The organism is Actinoplanes awajinensis subsp. mycoplanecinus, assembly GCF_001509495.1.
GTDB classification, from domain to species: Bacteria; Actinomycetota; Actinomycetes; order Mycobacteriales; family Micromonosporaceae; genus Actinoplanes; species Actinoplanes palleronii.
In genome coordinates this window covers 95,336-110,933 of sequence record NZ_LLZH01000085.1, presented here as the reverse complement: position 1 = coordinate 110,933, position 15,598 = coordinate 95,336, and the positions used below count along the sequence as shown (strand labels likewise).

General features: G+C 71.6%; 14 protein-coding genes. 9 read left to right on the top strand and 5 right to left on the bottom strand.

Features of this window, described 5'->3' with window-relative positions; translation table 11 throughout:
* The 4 genes from ADL15_RS12375 to ADL15_RS12360 form a co-directional block, all read right to left on the bottom strand.
* Complete coding sequence (locus tag ADL15_RS12375; protein WP_157441342.1) at positions 1-930, bottom strand: ABC transporter ATP-binding protein; 930 nt, start codon at positions 928-930, stop codon at positions 1-3.
* A 29-nt stretch (positions 931-959) separates the two neighbouring features.
* Positions 960-1,820, bottom strand: coding sequence for an ABC transporter permease (locus ADL15_RS12370; protein ID WP_067688650.1), 861 nt, complete (start codon positions 1,818-1,820; stop codon positions 960-962).
* Positions 1,813-2,727, bottom strand: a complete 915-nt coding sequence (locus ADL15_RS12365; RefSeq protein WP_067688647.1) for an ABC transporter ATP-binding protein — start codon at positions 2,725-2,727, stop codon at positions 1,813-1,815. The genes ADL15_RS12370 and ADL15_RS12365 overlap by 8 nt, the downstream gene beginning before the upstream one ends.
* A gap of 96 nt (positions 2,728-2,823) precedes the next feature.
* Complete coding sequence (locus ADL15_RS12360; protein WP_232344043.1) at positions 2,824-3,822, bottom strand: glycosyl hydrolase; 999 nt, start codon at positions 3,820-3,822, stop codon at positions 2,824-2,826.
* Between the two features lie 298 nt (positions 3,823-4,120).
* On the opposite strand from ADL15_RS12360, the gene cysC reads away from it, so the two are divergent.
* From cysC to ADL15_RS12320, 8 genes are all read left to right on the top strand, one after another.
* Positions 4,121-5,641, top strand: a complete 1,521-nt coding sequence (gene cysC / locus ADL15_RS12355; protein ID WP_067688644.1) for an adenylyl-sulfate kinase — start codon at positions 4,121-4,123, stop codon at positions 5,639-5,641.
* 88 nt (positions 5,642-5,729) lie between these two features.
* On the top strand, positions 5,730-7,460 hold the full coding sequence (locus ADL15_RS12350; RefSeq protein WP_067688641.1) for a Wzz/FepE/Etk N-terminal domain-containing protein: 1,731 nt from the start codon (positions 5,730-5,732) through the stop codon (positions 7,458-7,460).
* On the top strand, positions 7,457-8,851 hold the full coding sequence (locus ADL15_RS12345) for an O-antigen ligase family protein (RefSeq protein WP_067688639.1): 1,395 nt from the start codon (positions 7,457-7,459) through the stop codon (positions 8,849-8,851). The genes ADL15_RS12350 and ADL15_RS12345 overlap by 4 nt, the downstream gene beginning before the upstream one ends.
* The gene (locus tag ADL15_RS12340) at positions 8,823-10,052 is read left to right on the top strand and encodes a hypothetical protein (protein WP_083971175.1); all 1,230 of its coding nucleotides are present in this window, start codon (positions 8,823-8,825) and stop codon (positions 10,050-10,052) included. Before ADL15_RS12345 ends, ADL15_RS12340 begins: the two co-directional genes overlap by 29 nt.
* Positions 10,053-10,931, top strand: a complete 879-nt coding sequence (locus tag ADL15_RS12335) for a sulfotransferase domain-containing protein (RefSeq protein WP_067688637.1) — start codon at positions 10,053-10,055, stop codon at positions 10,929-10,931.
* 86 nt (positions 10,932-11,017) lie between these two features.
* The gene (locus ADL15_RS12330) at positions 11,018-12,505 is read left to right on the top strand and encodes a lipopolysaccharide biosynthesis protein (protein ID WP_067689081.1); all 1,488 of its coding nucleotides are present in this window, start codon (positions 11,018-11,020) and stop codon (positions 12,503-12,505) included.
* Positions 12,502-13,239 carry a class I SAM-dependent methyltransferase gene (locus tag ADL15_RS12325; RefSeq protein ID WP_067688634.1) on the top strand — a complete coding sequence of 246 codons (738 nt, stop codon included), beginning with the start codon at positions 12,502-12,504 and terminating at the stop codon, positions 13,237-13,239. Before ADL15_RS12330 ends, ADL15_RS12325 begins: the two co-directional genes overlap by 4 nt.
* Entirely contained in the window at positions 13,232-14,239 is a 1,008-nt protein-coding gene (locus tag ADL15_RS12320) for a glycosyl hydrolase (RefSeq protein ID WP_067688631.1), read from the top strand. Before ADL15_RS12325 ends, ADL15_RS12320 begins: the two co-directional genes overlap by 8 nt.
* Here the strand turns inward: ADL15_RS12320 and ADL15_RS12315 are convergent.
* Complete coding sequence (locus ADL15_RS12315) at positions 14,230-14,607, bottom strand: VOC family protein (RefSeq protein WP_067688628.1); 378 nt, start codon at positions 14,605-14,607, stop codon at positions 14,230-14,232. The two genes, ADL15_RS12320 and ADL15_RS12315, sit on opposite strands and share 10 nt — an antisense overlap.
* Positions 14,608-14,735: 128 nt before the next feature.
* Between ADL15_RS12315 and ADL15_RS12310 the strand changes: the two genes are divergently transcribed.
* Positions 14,736-15,275, top strand: coding sequence for a DUF4262 domain-containing protein (locus ADL15_RS12310; RefSeq protein ID WP_067688625.1), 540 nt, complete (start codon positions 14,736-14,738; stop codon positions 15,273-15,275).
* Positions 15,276-15,598 lie beyond the last annotated feature (323 nt).

The window sequence follows — 15,598 nt, the reverse complement described above, 5'->3', positions numbered from 1 at the left end:
TCAGGCCTCCAGCAGGTAGGAGAAGACGCTCTCCAGGGACTCGTCCGACGGCACCAGCTGGTGCAGGCGGATTCCCTGGTCGAGGGCGATACGGGGCAGAGCGCGGGTGAAGTCGCCGTAGTCCGAGGCGCGGACCGTGAGCCCGCCGTTCTCGATCTCGATGCCGGCCACCGACGACTCGGCGATCAGCGCAACCGCCAGGCGCCGGTCGTCGGAGCTGCGCACCGCGAACACGTGCGGCCGGGTGGTCATCAGCCGGCGGATCTTGCGGAAGTCGCCGGAGGCGGCGAGGCGGCCCGCGACGATCACCTGGACCAGACCGGAGACCTGCTCGACCTCCTCCAGGATGTGCGAGCTGAACAGGATGGTGTGCCCGTTGTCGCCGAGCGAGTGGAGCAGCTCCATCATGTGCATCCGCTGACGCGGGTCCATGCCGTTGAACGGCTCGTCGAGCAGCAGCACCCGCGGCTCGTGCACCAGCGCGGCGGCGACCCGGGTGCGCTGCCGCATGCCCTTGGAGAACGTGCCGATCCGGCGGTGCGCGGCGTCGGTCATCTCGACCATCTCCAGCGCGCGGCGGGTGGCGCCGGCCGGGTCCTTCAGCTTCTGCATCTTCGCGCAGGCCAGCACGAACTGCTCGGCGGTGAGGAAGGCGTGCACCGCCTCGCGCTCGGTGACCAGGCCGAGGTCACGGTAGACGGCCGGGTTGCGCCAGGTGGGCTTGCCGTCGATGGTGACCGCGCCCTTGGACGGGGCGAGGAAGCCGGCCATCATGTGCAGCACCGTGGTCTTGCCGGCGCCGTTCGGGCCGAGCAGGCCGGTCACCCCGGCGCCCAGCGACATCGAGATGTCGTTGACCGCGACGACGTTGCCGTACCAGCGGGAGACGTTCTGCAGCTCGACCACGCCGGGCGCGGTATCGGCCGGCAGGGCGGGCGCGGTGGGCTGGGTCTGTGTCGTCACAGCGAGGCCACCTTCCGGTAACGGGCGAGCAGGAGCAGGAGGGAAGCGGCGATCAGGCAGAACGCCTCGATGCCGTAGATCGGTCCGTACCGGCCGAGGTCGAGGCCGATCTGACTGCCCAGGGCCCAGGAGCCGACCCCGCTGATCAGCGTCATCGGGCTGGCCAGGCCGGCCATGTGGTTGGCGGCGCTGGACGGCAGCACGCTGAGCACACCGACGACCGGCGCGGTCATCAGGAAGATCGCCACGATGCCACCGGCGGCGAACGCCTGCTTGCCGGTCAGTGACGCGACGAGCAGGCCGATGCTGGTGAACAGCAGCGCCCAGAGCAGGCTGTACGCCCAGCCGGGCGCCAGGTCCTGCACCTCGTCCCAGACACCGGAGAAGCCGTCCTTGGTGGTGAACGCGGCGCCCAGGAACATGATGAACTGCGGCACCCCGAGCAGCAGCCAGACCGCGGTGACCATGGCCAGGAACTTGGCGACCACGTAGTCGGCGGCGCGCAGCGGGCGGCTGAAGTAGAGCGGCAGCACGCCGGAGCGGATGTCCCGGGAGACCAGGGCCGGTGCCAGGATCGCCACGAAGAAGATGATCAGCCAGCTCATGTTGTCGTCGAAGTCGACGTAGCCGAACGTGAAGTCCGGGATCTGCGACTTCACCGCCGCGATGATCACCGCGACCAGCACGGTGATCCCGGCGACCAGCCAGGGGAAGATCTTGGCTTTGGCGGACCGGCCCAGGCCGAACGCGGCGCGCAGGCCGTGCACGTAGAGCGCGTTGATCGCGGCGGCGCGGCCCAGGCGGGGGCCCTCGTACCGCTGGTAGCCGATGTCATGGATGACGCCGGTCTCAGACATCGACGGTCTCCTTCGCGGTGAAGAGCTCGGCGACACGGTGCCGGCGCTGGTCCAGGCGGTGCAGGTTGAGTTCGAGGTCGGTGACCGCGCGCAGGATCTGGTCGTACGCCAGATCGGACTCCATCGGGACCAGCAGCATCCGGCCCTCCCGGGTCACCGGCAGGCCCAACTCGCCGAGGCGGGTGGCCAGCTCGTCGGTCCGCTCGGTGACCTCGACCGCGAGCACGTCGGAGGCGGCCGTCATCGAGGAGATCCGGTCGGCGCGCAGCAGCCGGCCGCCCTGGATCGCGATCAGCGAGTCACAGATCCGCTCGACCTCGCCGAGCAGGTGCGAGCAGACCACGACGGAGATGCCGAACTCGGTGCCGATCCGGTGGATCAGGGCGAGCATGGCGTCCCGGCCGGCCGGGTCGAGGCCGTTCGTGGGCTCGTCGAGCAGCAGCAGGTCGGGGTCGTGCACCAGCGCCTGTGCCAGCTTGACCCGCTGTTTCATACCGGTGGAGTAGCCGCCGATCTGGCGGTACCGCTCCTCGTAGAGACCGACGTGGCGGAGCGCCTCGGAGGCGCGCTCGCGGGCCGCGGTGCGCGGCAGGCCGCTCATCCGGGCCAGGTGGGTGACGAACTCGGCGGCCGAGACGTCCGGCGGCAGGCAGTCGTTCTCCGGCATGTATCCGACCCGCGCCCGCACCTTGTCGGTCTCGGTGACCGGGTCGAGGTCGAAGACCCGGACCGAGCCGCCGCTGGGGGCGATCAGGCCGAGCATGATTTTGATGAACGTGCTCTTGCCGGCGCCGTTCGCGCCGACGAGCCCGATGACGCCGGGTTCGACCGCGACGGTGAGGTCGGACAAGGCGGTCACCCCGCCCCCGTACGTCTTGGTGAGCGCCTGAGTAGCGATGATGTTCACGGCCTCAGCCTAGGAAGTCGTCGCACCCCGATGAATAGGGAAGGACCCTGAGGCAGTCTCAGGGTCCCTCAGCGTTCTCACAGGTTTGGCCGCGGGTCAGCCCACCGCGACCTGGAAGACCGGGAGTTTGCCCAGCCGGCGGTACTCGCGCAGGGCGGCCGGCGTGGAGTCCACCGACGAGTCCTGGCCCTTCTTGTTGGACGGCGTCTCGAAGTGCACCATCGCCTTGATCGCCGGGAACCGGCCGATCTGCTGTCCCACTTCGCGGTAGAACTCGGCCATGTGTCCGGGGTTGCGCTTGCTGAACCACACCCCCCACTCGGCGACCATCACCGGTTTCCGCGGATGGTGCGCGCGCACCCAGTTGTAGAAACCGGGCCACCGCGGCTTCATCGCCGACCGCCGGTTGAGCAGCTCGGCGAAGTCGCCGTGGCCGTATCCCGGGTCGCTGTACGAGTACGTGTCGAACCCGACCCAGTCGACCACGTCGTCACCCGGGTACATGTCGACGAACCAGCTCTTCGTGGTGTGCGGGACGTACGCCATGTGCACCAGCACGGTCACCATGTTGTTCGCGCCGCGCGCCCGCAGCCGCTTCACCACGTGCCGGAACATCGCCGCGTAGTCCTTGGCCGTGTACCCCGAGCCGCGCCGCTCGCGCACCTGGTCCTCGGCCTCGTGGTGGATCGCGAAGAAGAACGGCTCCCGGTAGTCACGGCGCAGGTGATCGGCCATCCGGTCGAGGAACGCGTCGGTCCGCCGGTCGCCCCGGGCGATCCGCGCCCAGGAGACGCTCTCCGGCTTCCAGTTGAGCAGCAGGATCCGCTTGCGGCCGGGCTGCCGGGCGATCGCGATCTCCTGCTCGGTCGGGAAGACCTGCCGGATCCCGTGGTGGTACGCGTGGAAGACGGCCTGGTGGCGGCCGGTCTTGCGCTCGAAGTCGGCGAGCGCCGAGGGGCCGCGCTCGTCGGTCAGCGCGCCGGGCGCCACGCCCCAGAGGATGCCGCAGGTCGGCACCAGCTTGCGCCCGGTGCGGCAGGGGCGGGGCGCGGCGGCCTGGGCCGGCGCTCCGGTGGCCAGTGCTCCGCTGAGCACCGTCTGAGGCATCCTTTCCGGCTGTTCGCGCTGGTCAGCGCGTTCTGTGCCGGTCAAGGTCAGGGCGGTTGCCAGGACCATCATGAGGGCCGTGCCGAGGGCGGTTAAACGCGGGATCCGTCTCACAATCGCCCAGTATCAAGAAATCATCCAGTTTTGTCCAGAAAAATAGGATTTGAAGCCAGTGTCCGGGGAACGGCCGAATTCGTCCTCGGCGCGCCGAGATCGTGATCCCGCCTCGACCGACTTGGACTGGGCTGCGAAACTGTCACCCAAGTCGGCGGCAAGGGGATAGCAAGTGAGTGGCTCGGTATTGCCCGAAGACGTCCTGCGGGACGCACCGTCGTTCGCTCCGCGCCCCTATGAGCTGGCAGATCTCGAGCTGCTGCTCTCCGGGGCCTACGCGCCGCTGACCGGATTCCTGGTCCGGGCCGACCTGGCCGCGCTCAAGCGCACCGGTCGCCTGGCCGACGGCACCCCGTGGCCGGTGGCGGTGACGCTGGAGATCCCCGGTGAGCTGGCCGAGCGGATCGACCCGGCCGACCCCGGCCGTCGTCACGTGGTGCTCACCGACCTGGAGGGCGCCCCGATCGCGGCGATCGAGGCCACCGATGTCTGGCGGATCGCCGACAACCGGTTCGGCCTGGGCGGCCCGGTCCGCCCGATGGGCGACGGGGGGCACGGTCCGTTCCAGCGACTTCGGCGTACGCCGGAAGAGGTCCGGTCGCTGCTCCCACCCGGCCGGGTGCTCGGCGTGATCGCCGATCGGCCGCTGCACCGCCCGCAGCTGGCGCAGATCGCGCACGCCGCCCGTACACTCGCCGCACACCTGCTGATCCTGATCCCGGTGAGCGGACACGGTCCGGACGGCCTGCCGCCGGAGGCGCTCGTCCGGGCGGTCTTCGCGGCCCGTGACCGGATGCCCCCGGCCACCGTGGTCGCCGTGCCGCTGCTGCCCCGTGGCGACGAGATGCGCGACGCGCTGCTGCGCTCCCGGGTGGCCGCCGCCTACGGCGTGACCCACGTGCTCTCCACCGGCGAGGCGCTCTCCGGCGCGGGCCTGCGGGTGCTGGTGCCGCGCGAGCTGGCCTACGACAACCGGGACGGCCAGTGGCGCTGGCGCGACGACATCCCGCCCCGCAACCGCCGCCTGGCGATGACCGCGGCCGAGATCGACGACCTGCTGGACCGGGGCTTCCCGCTGCCCGAGTGGCACACCCCGCCGGCCGTCGCCAAGGAGCTGTCCCGGGTCCGGCCGCCGCGCCGGCACCGCGGCCTGGTGCTCTTCTTCACCGGCCTGTCCGGCTCGGGCAAGTCGACGGTGGCCCGCAACCTGGCCGACGCGCTGCGCGAGACCGGTGAGCGCACGGTCACCCTGCTCGACGGCGACGTGGTGCGCCGGGAGCTGACCGCCGGGCTGGGCTTCAGCAAGGCCGACCGGGACAAGAACGTCCGCCGGATCGGCTGGGTCGCCGCCGAGGTCGGCCGGCACCGGGGCATGGCGGTGGCGTGCCCGATCGCCCCGTACGAGAACGCCCGTGCCGCGGTGCGCCGGATGGCCGTGGAGGCCGGCGCCGGGTTCGTCCTGGTGCACGTGGCGACCCCGCTGGAGGTCTGCGAGCGCCGCGACCGCAAGGGCCTGTACGCCCGGGCCCGGGCCGGTCAGCTGCGCGGGATGACCGGCATCGACGACCCGTACGAGGAGCCCCTGGACGCCGAGCTGACCCTGGACACCACCACGATGTCGGTGGCCGAAGCGGTCGAACAGGTGCTCGGCTACCTGGTCGAGAACGGCTGGGTGGAGCCCAAACTGAGCTGACCCCATCACCGGCGGTAGGAGTGGGGCGTTTAGCCCCTTGGGGCGAAACGCCCAAAGCTGACACTCCTCCGAAAGGCCGCGGACACCGATGGAAGCGTCTCGCCCACCGTCCTCCGATATCGCGCACTACCTCGGCGCGGTCCGCCGGCACTGGTGGATCGCCCTGGTCGCGACGGCCGCGGGCCTGGGCGTCGGCACCGCGGTCACCCAGGCCCTGCCCCGCACGTACGAGTCGTCCTCGTCGGTGCTGGTCCAGTCGGTCGACCAGGACGTCAACGCGCAGGGCGGCCGGACCAAGGGCGCCGTCAACCTCGACACCGAGGCCCAGCTGATCGGTTCCGGCGCGGTCGCCACGAAGGCCGCCGCGCTGCTGCGCACCGACGTGTCGCCGGTCGAGCTGGCGCACTCGGTGTCGGTGCAGGTCCCGGCGAACACCACGGTTCTGGTGATCACCTTCAAGGCCGACGCGCCGATGAAGGCGCAGGCCGGGTCGCACGCGTTCGCCGAGGCGTACCTGCGGAACCGGGAGGAGACCGCGCGGGCCCAGCTGGACAAGCAGATCGCCTCGCTGAATCTGAAGGTCAAGCAGCTCACCGGCGCACTCACCGGGATCAACGCGCGGCTGGCGATCGCCCAGCGGGGCAGCTCCACCGAGAGCAACCTGCAGAGCCTGCGGAGCAACTCGCAGAACCAGCTGAACAACCTGACCGGCAAGCTGAACGAGCTGACCACCACCACGGTCGGCGGCGGCAGCATCATCAGCGACGCCCGGGTGCCGGAGAAGCCGTCCAGCCCGAACACGCTGCTGGACATCGCCACCGGCGGGATGATCGGGCTGCTGGTCGGGCTGGCGCTGGCGTACCTGCGGGAACGGTTCGACCGGCGGCTGGTCACCGCGGTGGACGTCCGGGATCGGGGCCGGGTGCCGGTGCTGGCCGCCCTGGACGAGCGGACCACCCCGCACTTCGACGACGTGCTGCAGCCCTACGGACCGGGCGGCCGGGTCTTCAACCGGCTGCGCAACGAGGTGCTGGCCAGCCTGGAGCCCACCGACCGGATCATCGTGGTGACCGGGACCAGCCGGGGCTCGGCGAGCACCCTGGTCGCGGCGAACCTGGCGGCGGCGCTCGCCCGTACCGGCAGTGACGTCGTCCTGATCGGCGCGCACCTGCCGGACAGCGTGGTCGACGCCGCGCCGCTGGCCCGGATGCTCGGCGTCGCCGCCGTGCCGGGTCTCTCCGAGCTGCTGGCCGGCCGGGTCGGCCTGGTCCGCGCGCTGCAGCGCACCCCGCGGATCCCGTCGCTGCGGGTGATCACCACGGGTGGCTCGGCGACCGCGGCCGGTCTGATGCAGTCGCAGCGGCTGCGCGACACCCTGGAGGCGCTCAGCCGGCAGGGCGGTTACGTGGTCATCGAGGCACCGTCGACGAGCAGCAGCGCCGACGCGCAGAGCCTGGCCAGCTTCGCCGACGCGGCGATCCTCGCGGTCGAGCTGCGCCGCACCCGCCGCCCGGCCCTGCTGGACGCGACCGAGCAGCTGCAGCGGGTGGGCACCCGGCTGCTCGGCGCCGTGGTGCTGCCGCGGCTCACCACCCGGCGGGCCGGCGTGCCGTCCGCGCCGGCCGTGACCCTGCCGCCGCCGTACGTCGAGCCGCTGATCGACGAGCCGACGCAGCAACTCTCGTCACTGTCCGAGCGCGGCGAGCCGGTCTCGGCGAAGGTCAGGCCGCGACCGGTGGAGAGCGAGCCGGACGACATCGACGAGACCTCGATCATCGGCGTGGCCGGCCCGGGTGCCACGGACGGCGACGAGAAGTGACAACGGTCGTCCCGGCGATCACGATCGCCGGTCCGGCCCAGCACCGCGCCAGCCGCGACCTCTCGCTGCCGTCCTGGCCGGTGGCCGGGATCCTGCTGCTCTACCCGCTCTGGTGGGCGCTCGGGCTGGGCGTGCTGATCTTCCCGCTGATGGCCGTACCGATGCTGTTCCTGTTGGTCCGGCGGCGGACCGCGGGCCGTCCGCTGCACCTGCCACCAGGCTTCGCCTGGTGGATCATCTTCCTGGTCGCGGCGGTGGTCAGCATCGCCGCGCTGGGGGCGGACCCGGCGCAGACGGTGGTCGAGAGAGCGGCGGGCCGACTGCCCGCCGTGCTTTACAAGCTTTCCATGTACGGGTCGCTGACCGTGTTGTTGCTCTACGCCGGGAACCTGACCGAGCAGGAGTTGTCCCGTCGCCGGCTGGTCCGGTTGCTGGCCGGCATGTTCGTGCTGACCGTGCTCGGCGGGCTGCTCGGCATGGTCGCCGGGAACTTCGAGTTCACCTCGCCGGTGGAGTGGCTGCTGCCGCCGGGGATCCGCAACAAGGGGTTCATCCGGTCGCTGGTGCACCCCTACGCGGCGCAGATCATGGACATCGTCGGTGGCGAGAAACCGCGCCCGGCCGCGCCCTGGGGCTACACCAACACCTGGGGCAACAACTTCTGCCTGCTGGTCAGCTGGCTGCTGGTGGCCGCGGCGGCCACGCGCAGCCGGGCGAAGAAGAACCTGGCCTGGCTCTGCCTGCTGGCCTCGATCGCGCCGGCCGTGGTCTCGCTGAACCGGGGCCTGTGGATCGGCCTCGGCGTGGTGGTGCTCTACGTCTCGGCCCGCTACGTGCTGGCCGGCAAGCTGTGGATCCTCGGCGTGCTGGCGCTGGCCACCGCGACGATCTGGCTGGCGCTGGTGGCCACCCCGCTCGGCGGCACGGTGCAGGCCCGGCTGGACAACGGCAAGTCGAACGGGGTCCGCTCGTTCCTGATCGAGCGGGCCATGGACGGTTTCACCGAGTCGCCGGTGATCGGTTACGGCGGTACCCGCAACACCCTCGGCGGGCGTAACTCGATCACGGTCGGCGAGAGTTCCGAGTGCGAGCGCTGCGGCAACTTCACCGTCGGCGGCAACGGACAGCTCTGGCAGCTGCTCTACGCCAACGGCGCCGTCGGCACGGCCGGCTACCTGGGCTTCTTCGGGTACGGCCTGTGGCGGTTCCGCCGCGACCGGAGCGCGATCGGGGTGGCCGGCAGCGCCGCGCTGGTCAGCTCGTTCTCCGCGATGCTCTGGTACAACTCCCTGGTCACCCCCCTGGCCTTCATGGTTCTGGCGTACGCGCTGCTCTGGCGCAACTGGATCGAGGGGACACGAATTGAGCCCAGTCAAGACCGCTCCCGCTGAGCTGACCGCGGGTGATGCGGCGCTGCGCACGCAGTACCTCACCGAGGTCCTCGGGTTGCTCTACCCCGAGCCGTGCCATACCGACGGCACCGAGGGTCACACCATCGCCGAGTACCTGGTGGTGCCGAACGCGCACCGCCCCCGGCTGCTGGTGCCGACCGCGTCCCGCTCGGTGGCCGCGGCCGCCGTCCGCCGGTACGCCGAGCCGCAGTCCCGCCTGGCCCGGCTGAAGCGGGACGCGGTGGTGGCCGCGGTGCGGGCCCGTGCCGACCGGCTGGTGTTCCGCGACCGGATCCGGGTCACCGGGCCGGTCTCGGCCAGCGTCGACGGGTACCTGACCGATGCACTCCGGCGCGATTTATCGGTAAGTATCCACATCGGTCCGGCCCGCGCGAACCGCAAGCCGGTGCTGCAGTTGCTCACCCCGGACGGCGACACGTTCGGCTTCGCCAAGATCGGCACCAACCAGCTGACCCAGCGCCTGGTCCGCGCGGAGACCGCCGCCCTGAACGCGATCGGCAGCAGCGGCCTGACCAAACTGACCGTGCCGACGGTGCTGCACGCCGGGCCGTGGCGCGGCATGCAGGTGCTGGTCCAGTCGGCGCTGCCGGTCTGGCTGCCCCGGGCGCCGCTGACCCCGCGCCGGCTCACCGCGGCGATGCTCGACATCGCCGGCTGCTGCGGATACACCACCGGGCCACTGGCGCAGAGCGCGTACTGGCACGAGCTGCGCACCCGCCTGGCCGCGGTCGCCGACCGGCCGGAGGGCGCGGCGCTCGCCTCGGCGGTGGACGTGCTCGCCACGCACAGCGGCGAGACCACGCTGCGTTACGGCGCCTGGCACGGCGACTGGGCACCCTGGAACATGGCGAACGTCGCCGACGCGCTGCTGGTCTGGGACTGGGAACGGTTTGCCACCGGCGTGCCGCTCGGCTTCGACGCGGTGCACCACGACCTGCAGAAACGCATCCAGAGCAGCGGCGACGCCCGGGGCGCGGTGGAGACCACGGTACGGCGGGCCGACGACCTGCTCGCCCCGTTCGGCGTGGCGCCGGTCGCCCGCGAGACGACCGCGCTGCTCTACCTGGTCGACCTGGCCGTGCGATACCTGACCGACCGTCAGGCCGAGGCCGGCGCCCGGCTCGGCGTGCTCGGCACCTGGCTGCTGCCGGTACTCATCCGGCGCGTGGAGGAGCTCTAGATGAACGTACGCAAGTTGCCCGCCCCGATGAAGCGGGTGGTGCACCTGGGCTCCCGCTCGTACGGCCGGCTCACCTCGGAGCGCCGGATGCTGCCGTCGTTCCTGATCTGCGGTGGCCAGCGGTGCGGCACCACCTCGTTGTACCGGGCCCTGGCCGCGCACCCGGTGGTGCTCAAGGCCGTGCTGCACAAGGGGGTGCACTACTTCGACACGTCCTACGAGCGCGGCATCGACTGGTACCGGGCGCACTTCCCGTCCCGGCGCTCGGCCGAGAAGATCGCCGAGAAGTACGGCGTGCCGGCGCAGACCTTCGAATCCGCCCCGTACTACATGTACCACCCGCAGGCGGTGGCCCGGATCGCCGGTGATCTGCCGTTCGCGAAGCTGGTGGTGCTGGTCCGGGACCCGGTCGAACGGGCCTACTCGCAGCACCACCACGAGGTGGCCCGCGGCTTCGAGACCGAGCGGGACTTCGGACGGGCGGTCGCGCTGGAACCGGCCCGCCTGCACCGCAAGGAGGAGCGGCTGGCCTCCGACCCGGGGTACTACAGCTTCGCCCACCAGCACCACGCCTACCGGGCCCGCGGCGAGTACGCCCGCTACCTGAGCGTGATGGCCCAGCACGTCGGCCGGGAACGCATCCACGTGGTGGAGAGCGAGCGGTTCTTCGCCGAGCCGGAACCGGTCTACGACGAGGTCTGCGCGTTCCTGGGCCTGCCCCCGAACCTGGGACGGCCGGTGTTCGAGCAGCACAACGCCCGCCCCCGGCAGGCCGACATGGACCCCGACCTGCGGCGTGAGCTGAGCGCCTACTACCAGTCGCACGACGAGGCGCTGGCCGGCTGGCTCGGGCACACACCGATCTGGCGCCGCCAATGACGGCCGGCCCGGAGACCTGCCCCGCGCCTCCCCTGACCGGCACCGGTCGCGGGGCGCGCGGGGCGGCCCGCGGTGGACTGGCCAACATGGCCGGATCGGTGCTGGCCGGCACCACCGGCGTACTCGTCACCGGGATCGTGGCCCGGACCCTGGGCAAGGCCGAGGCCGGCGCGTTCTTCTCGGCCACCGCCGCGTTCGTGCTGGCCGGCGGCCTGGCCAAGCTGGGCACCAGCACCGGGCTGGTGTACTGGCCGGCCCGGTTGCGGGCCACCGGGCGCAGCCACCTGCTCGGCCCCTGCCTGCGGATCGGGCTCGCCCCGGTCGTGGTGTTCTCGCTGCTGCTGGCGGTGGTCATGTGGGCCGCCGCGCCGGCGATCGCCCGGATCACCGCGCACGACTCCCCCGAGATGATCGCCGGGCACACCGCCGGGCTGCGCGTGCTGGCCGCCTTCATCCCGCTGCAGGCGCTCACCGACGTGCTGCTCACGGTCACCCGCGGATACCGTTCGATGCGGCCGACCGTGCTGCTGGACCGGGTGCTGCGCAGCTCCCTGCAACTGCTCACGGTCAGCCTGGCCGGGGTCTCCACGCTCTGGGCCGCCGCCTCGCTGCCGGTCTTCGCGCTGGCCTGGGCCGCCCCCTACCTCCCGGTCGCGGTCCTGGCCGGGTACGCCGCCCGGCGCGTCTACCTGACCGGCCGCCCGCCCGGCGCGAGCAGTGACCGCGCCGAACGCGACCGGCTGCGCCGCGACTTCTGGCTGTTCACCGGCCCGCGTGCGCTGGCCGCGGTGGCGCAGCTCGCGCTGCAGCGGGTGGACGTGCTGCTGGTGGCCGCGCTCGGCGGGCTCGGACCGGCCGCCGTCTACGCGGTCGCCGGCCGGTTCGTGATCCTGATCCAGTTCGTCAACCAGGGCCTCTCGCAGTCCGTGCAGCCCCGGCTCGCCGAGGCGCTCAGCACCGGCGACCGGGACGCCGCGAACCGGCTCTACCAGCTCGCCACCGGCTGGCTGGTGCTGATCACCTGGCCGGTCAACCTGCTGGTGATCCTGTTCGCCCCGTACTACCTGCGGTTCTTCGGCGACGACTACACCGCCGGGACACCGGTGGTGCGGGTGCTGGCGGTGGCGATGCTGATCGCCACCGGCTGCGGCATGGTCGACATGGTGCTGGCGATGGCCGGGCGCACCTCGCTGAACCTCGGCAACGTCCTGGTCGCCCTGGCCGTAACGATCGGCCTGGACGTGCTGTTGATTCCCCGCTGGGGTGCGCTGGGCGCGGCGGCCGGGCTGGCCGGGGCGATGGTCGCCAACAACCTGCTCCCACTGGTCCAGGTGTTCCGCAGCTCCCGTCTGCACCCGTTCGGCCCGGGCACCCGGGCCGCCGCACTGCTCTCGATCGGCTGCTTCGGGCTGCTGCCCTGGGCGGTGACCGGCCTGGCCGGGCGTGGGCCGGCCGGTCTGGCGCTGGCCGTGGCGGTCGCGGCGCCGGTCTTCGGCGGCGGCGCCTGGCTGCTGCGCGGCCGGCTCGAGCTCGGCGCGTTCACCCGACGGAACCACCCCAAGGAGGCGAGATGACCAGCGATTACACCGAGGTTTTCCGGGACACCGAGGCGGTCGAGAAGTACGAGTCGGTGACCTACGCGCCGGACAGTTACGCGTCGCGGATCAACGACCGGCAGCGCGACTACCTGCGCTCCCTGGTCCGCCGCGAGTTCGAGGGACACCACCCGCCGGTCCAGCACGACTTCGCCTGCGGCACCGGGCGGGCCATCCGGACCCTGCACGGGCTGGTCCGCGAGGCGCACGGGTACGACACGTCGGCCGAGATGATGGCGAAGGCCGCCGAGGTGGGTTCGCGGGCGTACTGGCACCAGGTGGCCACCGACGGGCCGGTGCCGGCGCCGGTGGCGGCCGGTTTCCCGGCGATCGTGACGATGTTCCGGCTGCTGCTCAACGTGGACGAGGCGGTCCGGGACCGGGCCGTCGCGTTCGCCGCCAAGGCGCTCCCGCACCGCGGCTCCGGGCTGCTCGTGGTGGAGAACCACGGCAACGCCGGTTCGCTGCGGCACCTGCGCGCCCGGCGGCACGACGGCGAGCGCTGGTTCGCCGAGCTCTCCCACGACGAGGTCGCCGCCCTGCTCGACCGGCACGGCTTCGAGATCGTGGAACGGCGCGGGTTCTCGATGCTCACCCCGTCGCTGCACGACCACCGGCTGGCCCGGATGGCGGACGCGGCGGCGCGCCGGATGCCGGGTGCGGACGGGTACGCGGTGAACGTCCTCTACACAGCGCGGCGCGTTCATGCGTAAGGCGCTCGCCGGGACGCTCATCGTCGTACTGATGATGGTTTCCGCCTGCACCGGGAGCGCCAAGAAACCGGAACCGGCGCCGGAGCCCTCACCGGATCTCTCCGGCCGGCCGCAGGCCGTGGCGGTGCAGGACGGTCCGTTCGCCGCCGGGCCGTTCGCGCCTCCGGCGACCGGAGCGTACGTCGGCGCCTGGATCAAACCGGAAGAACTGACGCACGTGGGACGGCTGGCGGCGGTCGGCGAGCTGGAGAGCTCGCTGGGCCGGCGGCTCGATATCCTGAACACCTACCGCCGATTCGATCAGTTGGTCGGGACCGCATCTGATCAGGAGTTCCTGGACCAGGGACAGTCCCTGATGATCAGCTGGGCGACCGGCGACAACCGCTCGATCCTGGACGGCGAGCACGACCGGCTGATCAAGCAGCAGGCCCGGGCGATCCGCAAGGTCAAACGGCCGGTGCTGCTGCGGATGCGCTGGGAGATGGACCGGCCGAACCTGCGCGCCACCATGTGGTCCGGCGCCGACTACATCGCGGCCTGGAAATACGTCCGGGCCATCTTCAAGAAGCAGCACGCCGACAACGTGTCCTGGGTGTGGTGCCCGACCGCCGAGGGATTCATCCGCGGCGACGCGCCGGACTTCTACCCGGGCGACGACCAGGTCGACTGGAACTGCGTGGACGTGTACGCCGGCACGCAGTTCCAGCCGATCGGGCAGTTGATGGGGCCGTTCCTGCAGTGGGCGTCAAAGCGACCGAAACCGATCGTCATCGGCGAGTTCGGGGTGGCGAAGGCCTGGGGATCGGCGAACCGGGCCGCGTGGCTGCGCGACGCGGAGCGGACCTTCAAGGTGAACAAGCAGATCAAGGCGGTCGCGTACTTCGAGTCGGACCCGGACGGGAACGGGCCCAACCAGCAGTTCCAGCTGACCGGCGACAAGGCGGCGTTCAAGGCGTTCCACTCGCTGACCGAGGACCCGTACTTCAACGCTCAGCGCTGATCTTCTTTTTCGAGAAACTCCAGGCGGTTGCCGTGGCCGTCCGCCGAGTAGAGCCGCCGGTGGCCCGGGAAGTGTGGATCCCACTCGACCGGGTGACCGGCGGCCGCCAGCGTCGCGGCCAGCCCGTCCAGGTCGTGGATCAGCACGCCCGGGTGTGACTTGGCGGCCGGCCGGAAATCCGGGACCGGGCTGAGGTGCACCTCCCAGCCGCCGGCCCGGAACCAGCAGCCGCCGCGCGCCGCCAGCACCGGCGGTTTCACCACCTCGGTCATGCCGAGGACACCGCTGTAGAAGGCGCGGGCGACGGCCTCGCCGCCGGTCGGGGTGAGCAGCTGGACATGGTGCAGATCCTCGATGCGGAAGGCCATCCGGCGACTTTAACAGTACGAGCGTACTGCTTTCGAGTCCCGGAAAGTGTCGTACACGTGTTCCATAGTGAGGCTCAGTCTTCCCGACGTCTTCTGATGTCCGCCCGACCGAGCCGAGGGGTCCCGTGATGTCCGACTTCTTCCGTGAACAGACCGAGATCATCCAGCAGTACGGCTGGGCCGTCGTGCACGTGCTGCCGTCCGACGAGGATCCGGAGGGCACGGTCCCGTTCGCGTACACGGTCGGGCTGACCGCCGACGGCCGCCCGGAGCTGCTCATCGCCGGCCTGCCCCCGGACCTCGGCCATCAGCTGCTCAACGAGCTGGCCGGCCGGGTGCACGAGGAGCACGCCCGCTTCCGGCACGGCCGCCGGGTGTCCGACCTGATCGTCGAGCAGGACGTGACGATCCTGACCGGCACGCCGACCGAGGAGCTGTGGCCCGGCGCCGCGCTGGCACGCTACGGCCGGTCCACCTCGCTGCTCCAGCAGATCGTCTGGCCCGACCCGGGCAACCGGTTCCCCTGGCAGGAGGGCTATGACACGGCCGACTATCCACAACCCCTGATCGACGCGCCGTCGACGGCGGCGGTCCGGTGCCGCGCGCCCCGCAGCCTGGCCGGTGCGCTTGGCCGCCGCTCAGGAAGCCGCCGCGGCCGCACCCCTTGACCGAGCCTCACACCACCCCGCCGACCCGGCGCGGCCCGGCGCGGCCCGGCACGGCCCGGCGTGGCGTGGCGCGGTCCGGCACGGCCCGGCGTGGCGTGGCGTGGCGCGGCGCGGTCCGGCCCGGTCCGGCGCGGCGCGGCTCGTTGTGACCTGCGCGGGTCGCGGCTTGTCGTGCTCGCTGCGCGAGGCTGCGGCCACCTCAGACACTTCCGCGGGTCCCGGCCCGGCGTCGGGTTCGAGGGCGGTGACAGTCCTCGGTGAGGTTGTGCGTGCCTCTACCGCCCCCGGGCGGGCTGCAGACGCACGCGATCAGCCAATGCGGA

Coding starts and splice junctions, on each gene's coding strand:
- ADL15_RS12325 (WP_067688634.1), top strand. CDS start 12,502: ATGACCAGCGATTACACCGAGGTTTTCCGGGACACCGAGGCGGTCGAG.
- ADL15_RS12335 (WP_067688637.1), top strand. CDS start 10,053: ATGAACGTACGCAAGTTGCCCGCCCCGATGAAGCGGGTGGTGCACCTG.
- ADL15_RS12370 (WP_067688650.1), bottom strand. CDS start 1,820: ATGTCTGAGACCGGCGTCATCCATGACATCGGCTACCAGCGGTACGAG.
- ADL15_RS12330 (WP_067689081.1), top strand. CDS start 11,018: ATGGCCGGATCGGTGCTGGCCGGCACCACCGGCGTACTCGTCACCGGG.
- ADL15_RS12320 (WP_067688631.1), top strand. CDS start 13,232: ATGCGTAAGGCGCTCGCCGGGACGCTCATCGTCGTACTGATGATGGTT.
- ADL15_RS12350 (WP_067688641.1), top strand. CDS start 5,730: ATGGAAGCGTCTCGCCCACCGTCCTCCGATATCGCGCACTACCTCGGC.
- ADL15_RS12310 (WP_067688625.1), top strand. CDS start 14,736: ATGTCCGACTTCTTCCGTGAACAGACCGAGATCATCCAGCAGTACGGC.
- ADL15_RS12315 (WP_067688628.1), bottom strand. CDS start 14,607: ATGGCCTTCCGCATCGAGGATCTGCACCATGTCCAGCTGCTCACCCCG.